The organism is Streptomyces anandii JCM 4720 (assembly GCF_014650655.1).
Classification (GTDB): domain Bacteria; phylum Actinomycetota; class Actinomycetes; order Streptomycetales; family Streptomycetaceae; genus Streptomyces; species Streptomyces anandii.
Genome location: NZ_BMVJ01000025.1, coordinates 62,817 through 68,069 on the forward strand (window position 1 = coordinate 62,817; position 5,253 = coordinate 68,069).

At 74.7% G+C, this 5,253-nt stretch carries 6 protein-coding genes; 1 reads left to right on the plus strand and 5 read right to left on the minus strand.

Going from position 1 to position 5,253, the window contains the following annotated elements:
- The 5 genes from IE249_RS30985 to IE249_RS31005 all read right to left on the minus strand — a co-directional run.
- On the minus strand, positions 1-632 hold a 632-nt coding region (locus IE249_RS30985; protein WP_229859628.1), incomplete at its 3' end, for a 5-oxoprolinase subunit C family protein.
- Positions 629-1,255 carry a 5-oxoprolinase subunit PxpB gene (pxpB, locus tag IE249_RS30990; protein WP_189710138.1) on the minus strand — a complete coding sequence of 209 codons (627 nt, stop codon included), beginning with the start codon at positions 1,253-1,255 and terminating at the stop codon, positions 629-631. The genes IE249_RS30985 and pxpB, both read right to left, overlap by 4 nt.
- Entirely contained in the window at positions 1,252-2,010 is a 759-nt protein-coding gene (locus IE249_RS30995) for a LamB/YcsF family protein (RefSeq protein WP_189710140.1), read from the minus strand. The genes pxpB and IE249_RS30995 overlap by 4 nt, the downstream gene beginning before the upstream one ends.
- A 20-nt stretch (positions 2,011-2,030) precedes the next feature.
- Positions 2,031-2,963: a putative hydro-lyase gene (locus IE249_RS31000; protein ID WP_189710142.1), complete on the minus strand. Its 933-nt coding sequence runs from the start codon at positions 2,961-2,963 to the stop codon at positions 2,031-2,033.
- A complete protein-coding gene (locus IE249_RS31005) occupies positions 2,960-4,285 on the minus strand; it encodes an MFS transporter (RefSeq protein WP_189710144.1) in 1,326 nt (441 codons plus the stop codon). The genes IE249_RS31000 and IE249_RS31005 overlap by 4 nt, the downstream gene beginning before the upstream one ends.
- Positions 4,286-4,416: 131 nt before the next feature.
- On the opposite strand from IE249_RS31005, the gene IE249_RS31010 reads away from it, so the two are divergent.
- A complete protein-coding gene (locus tag IE249_RS31010; protein WP_189710146.1) occupies positions 4,417-5,112 on the plus strand; it encodes a GntR family transcriptional regulator in 696 nt (231 codons plus the stop codon).
- Positions 5,113-5,253 lie beyond the last annotated feature (141 nt).

Here is a 5,253-nt window from a genome sequence, read left to right on the forward strand (position 1 = left end):
CCGATGCGGTTGCCGGCCGGTGACACCCGGTACGGGCGGGAGGTGAACACCCTCAGCGCCCGCGGTGTGAACCAGTCCTCGCGCGGCCCGGGCGTCACCCGCAGGACCAGTTCGGCCGGGGGCCGCGGCTGCGGGGCGACGTCCACGCGCGCGGGGAGGCCGTACGGACGCCCCAGGGGCAGGACCGTACCGTCCGCGAGAGGCGCGGGACCCAGACCGGACAGCAGGTCCGTGGAGCGGCTGCCGAGGACCGGCTCGACGGCGATCCCGCCGCCGACGGCGACGTAGCTGCGCACCCCGGCGACGGCGGCCCCCACCTCCAGCAGGGCCCCGGCGGGCACCCGCACCGCGGCTCCCCAGGCAGCCGGGCGCCCGTCCACCGACACCGGGCAGGGCGCGCCCCCGACCGCGACGGTGACCGCCGAACGGGGCCGCAGCGCACAGCCGTTGAGCGTGGTCTCCAGGACGGCCGCCGTGACCGGGTTGCCCACCAGCCGGTTCACGAGCGCGGCCGCCGGCGCGTCCAGCGCCCCCGAGCGTGGCACCCCGAGGTGCGCGTGACCGGGGCGCCCCCGGTCCTGCACGGTGGTCAGCGCTCCGGCGCGTACGACGGCGAGCGCGCGGTCCGTCATGAGCCGCCCACCCGCCCCACCGGGACGAACCGCACGCGCGTGCCCGGCGTGAGCAGCGCGGCCTGCACACGTGTGTGGTCCCACAGCACCGCGTCCGTGGTGCCGATCAGCTGCCAGCCGCCCGGCGACGAGCGGGGGTACACACCCGTGTACGGTCCCGCGAGCGCCACCGCGCCGGCCGGCACCGCCGTCCGCGGACTGGACCGGCGCGGCACGTGACAGCGCTCGGGCAGACCCGTGAGGTAGCCGAAGCCCGGGGCGAACCCGCAGAAGGCGACGCGGAACTCGGTCGCCGCGTGCAGGTGCGCGACCTCCCGCGCGGGAACGCCCCAGTGGGCCGCCACGGTGTCGAGGTCCGGGCCGTCGTACCGGACGGGCAGCTCCACGACCCGCTCCCCGCGCGGGAGGACGGGCGGCACCTCCGCGGCGGCCAGTTCGGCGGCCACCCGGTCCGGCTCGGCGAGGCCGTCCAGCAGGACCGTACGGGCGGCGGGCACGATCTCGCGGACGGAGAGCAGGCCCTCCGCACGGCGGCGCACCAGCTCCGCGTGCAGGGCCTCGGCCTCCTGCCCGCCGGACACCTCCACGAGCAGCGCCGAATCGCCCACCGGCAGGATCCTCATGCGAAGGCCTCCACCCGCACGCCCGCCGCCACCAGCTCCGCGCGGACCCGCCGGGCCAGCTCCACCGCACCCGGCGTGTCGCCGTGCAGGCACAGGGAGCGGGCCTCCACGCCGACGAGCGCCCCCGAATGGGAGAGGACCGTCCCGGAGCGGGCCAGGCCCACCGAGCGCTCCACGACCGCCTCGGGATCGGTGACCACCGCGCCGTCCAGGCCGCGCGGCACCAGAGTGCCCTCGTCGGTGTAGGCGCGGTCCGCGAACGCCTCGGTGACCGTGGGCAGTCCGGCCTTCCCGGCCAGCTCCAGCAGTCGGGAGCCGGGCAGGCCCAGTACGGGCAGCGTGGCGTCGGCGAGCAGCACACCGTCGACCACGGCCGCCGCCTGCTCCTCGTCGCGCACCACCCGGTTGTAGAGCGCGCCGTGCGGCTTGACGTACGACACGCGCGCACCGGCCGCCCGTGCGAACACCTCCAACGCGCCGATCTGGTAGGCCACTTCGGCCGCCAGCTCGGCGGGCGGCACCTCCATCGCGCGCCGCCCGAACCCGGCCAGGTCCCGGTAGGAGACCTGGGCGCCGATCCGCACCCCGCGCTCGGCCGCCAGCTCGCACACCTGCCGCATGGTGGCCGCGTCCCCCGCGTGGAAGCCGCAGGCCACGTTGGCGCTGGTGACGACCGACAGCAGCCGTTCGTCGTCGGTCAGCCGCCAGCGGCCGAAGCCCTCGCCGAGGTCGGCGTTCAGATCGATCGAGGTCATGGATCGCTTCGCGTTTCTCCTCAGGCCACGCGGTACTGCTCGTCGCGGGCGTCGGTCAGGAACATCTGCCCCGGCGCGTGGGTGAGCGCGAACGGCGGCCGGGAGGCCATCACCGCCGCCTGCGGGGTCACCCCGCATGCCCAGAACACCGGGATGTCGTCCGGTTCGGCGGTCACCGGTTCGCCGAAGTCGGGCCGTCCGAGGTCGGCGATCCCCAGGCCCGCCGGGTCGCCGCAGTGCACCGGGGAGCCGTGCACCGCCGGGAGCAGGCTGCTCTCCCGGATGGCCGCCGAGAGGCGCTCGGGCGGCACCGGGCGCATCGACACGACCATGGGCCCCCGCAGCCGCCCGGCGGGCCGGCACTGACGGCTCGTCACGTACATCGGCACGTTGCGGCCCTGCTCGACGTGCCGGATGGGTACCCCGGCCCCGGCCAGCGCCCACTCGAAGGTGAAGCTGCAGCCGATCAGGAACGTCACCAGGTCCGCGCGCCAGTGACCGCGCACGTCGGTCGGCTCCTCGGCCAACTCGCCGTCGCGCCACACCCGGTAGCGCGGCAGATCCGTGCGCAGGTCGGCGCCGGCGGCCAGGGGAGTGGTGAAGGAACCGGCGTCGGTGACGTCCAGGACCGGACACGGCTTGGGGTTGCGCTGGCAGAACAGCAGCATGTCGTACGCCCAGTCGGCCGGGACCGAGATCATGTTGACCTGGGTGTGGCCCGCGGCCACCCCCGCCGTGGGGCCCGTGAGCCCCTCCCGGAAGCGCCGGCGGGCCGCACGCGGGGTCCACGCGCGCGCGTGCTCGTCGACGAGGGTGACGGGACGGTCCTGGGCCACTTCCGGGAGCCCGGCGGCGGTCCCGGTGCCGGCCCCAGGGGTGCCGGTGGTGGCGGTGACGGTCGAGGCCGTGGCGGTGAGGGCCGAGGCCGTGGCGGTGACGTCCGTGCGCCTCATGCGAGTTCCTTCCCGCGCGTCTCCGGCAGTCCCAGCAGCGCCAGGGCCGCGATACCGTAGCCGATCGCGCCGAAGATCAGCGCGCCGCCCACTCCCCAGCTGTCCGCGAGGAAGCCCACCAGGGTGGGGAAGACGGCGCCCACGGCGCGCCCGGTGTTGTACGTGAAGCCCTGGCCGGTGCCGCGCACCGGCGTCGGGTAGAGCTCGCTCAGGTAGGAGCCGAAGCCGCTGAAGATGGCCGACATGCAGAACCCGAGCGGGAATCCCAGCACCAGCAGCAGGGTGTTGGCGCCGCCCGGGATATTCGCGTACGCCACGATGCACACCGCCGACAGCAGCGCGAACAGCCAGATGTTGCGGCGCCGGCCGAGCCGGTCGGTGAGGTAGCCGCCGGTCAGGTAGCCGGCGAAGGCGCCCGAGATGAGGAGCGTCAGGTAGGAGCCCGTACCGACCACGGACAGGCCCCGCTCCGACTTCAGATACGTCGGGACCCAGGTCGCCAGCGTGTAGTAGCCGCCCTGGACGCCGGTGGAGAGCAGTCCCGCGAACACCGTGGTGCGCAGCAGACCCGGCGAAGTGGCCGTGCCCGGCTTGAAGATGGCCGCGAAGGAGCCGCGTCCCGTGCTGCCCTCCCTGACCGCCGTGGCCCCGGGCGCGTCGTGCACGCGGCGCCGCAGCCACAGCACCAGCAGCGCGGGCAGGGCGCCGGTCCAGAACATCACGCGCCAGGCCAGGTCGTTGCCGGCCACGGAGAACACCACCGTGTAGACCACCGCGGCCAGCGCCCAGCCGACCGCCCAGGAGCTCTGGACCGCGCCGAGCGTGCGCCCCCGGTGCCGGGCACTCGCGTACTCGGCGACCAGGATCGCGCCGACCGCCCACTCGCCGCCGAACCCGAGGCCCTGCAGGGCGCGGAAGACCAGCAGCGTCTCGTAGGTGGGCGCGAAGCCGCAGGCCACCGTGAACACCGCGTACGTGGTCACCGTGATGATGAGTGCCCTGACCCGGCCGACCCGGTCCGCGACCACGCCCGCGATGGCCCCGCCCACGGCGGAGACGACCAGCGTGACGGTGGTGAGCAGGCCCGTCTGACCGCTGTCCAGGCCGAAGTACGCCGCGAGCGCGACCATGCTCAGCGGCAGCGTGAAGTAGTCGTACGAGTCCAGGGCATAACCGCCGAAGGCGCCCGCGAAGGCCCGGCGGCCGCGCGGATCGAGGGCCCGCAGCCAGCCGAACGCGCCGTCCCCGGCCGTCCGTTCGCCGTCGCCGCCGGATCGGCCGGTCTTGGGATTCAGGGCCTGCGGTGGAGGGGTCGAGCTCATGGGCACCTCGCAGTTGAGGGGTGGAGAGTGCGGGAACAGAGCCGTGCGGTGTCCAGCAAGGTAGAGGATCGTTGAACGATCCTTCAATACCCCTGTTGTCTCGTTCCCGTGTCTGCGGTTGAATTCCGGGCATGGCAGAGCAGCTGACGCCACTGGCCGACGACCGCGCCCTGCTGGGCCGCACCAGCACGGCCGAGCGCGTCTCGGACATCCTCAGAAGCCGTATCGCCGAGGGCTACTTCCCGCCCGGCACCCGGCTGTCGGAGGACGGCATCGGCGGGGCGCTCGGCGTGTCCCGCAACACCCTGCGCGAGGCGTTCCGGCTGCTCACCCACGAGCGGCTGCTCGTCCACGAGTTGAACCGGGGCGTCTTCGTGCGGGTGCTCGCCGTCGAGGACGTCGAGGACATCTACCGCACCCGCCGGCTCGTCGAGTGCGCCGTCGTGCGCGGCCTCGGCGAGCCTCCGTACGCGCTGGACGCCCTCGCCGAGGCCGTGGCCGAGGGCCGGCGGGCGGCCCGCGAGACCGACTGGAAAGGGCTGGGGACCGCCAACATCCACTTCCACCGGGAACTGGTCGCGCTCGCCGGCAGCGAACGCACCGACGAGCTGATGCGCAGCGTCTTCGCCGAACTGCGCCTCGCCTTCCACGTCGTGGACGACCCGCGGCGCCTGCACGAGCCCTACCTCACCCGCAACCAGCAGATCCTCCAGGCCCTCCAGGCCGGCGACCGGGACGGCGCGGAGAAGCTCCTCGCGGTCTACCTCGACGACTCGCTGGAGCGGATCGTGGACGTGTACCGGCGCAGGGTCGGCCAGGAGGGCTGACCCGCCGGCCGACCGGGGCGGGCGATGCTGAGGCGGCCGGCCGGCCGGCGGCGTGCGTTGCGCGAGCGGGTGGGGGACGCTGCCGCTGCCGCTGCGGGCTGCGGGCTGCGGGCTGCGGGCTGCGGGCTGCGGGCTGCGGGC

Coding starts and splice junctions, on each gene's coding strand:
- pxpB (WP_189710138.1), bottom strand. CDS start 1,255: ATGAGGATCCTGCCGGTGGGCGATTCGGCGCTGCTCGTGGAGGTGTCC.
- IE249_RS30995 (WP_189710140.1), bottom strand. CDS start 2,010: ATGACCTCGATCGATCTGAACGCCGACCTCGGCGAGGGCTTCGGCCGC.
- IE249_RS31000 (WP_189710142.1), bottom strand. CDS start 2,963: ATGAGGCGCACGGACGTCACCGCCACGGCCTCGGCCCTCACCGCCACG.
- IE249_RS31005 (WP_189710144.1), bottom strand. CDS start 4,285: ATGAGCTCGACCCCTCCACCGCAGGCCCTGAATCCCAAGACCGGCCGA.
- IE249_RS31010 (WP_189710146.1), top strand. CDS start 4,417: ATGGCAGAGCAGCTGACGCCACTGGCCGACGACCGCGCCCTGCTGGGC.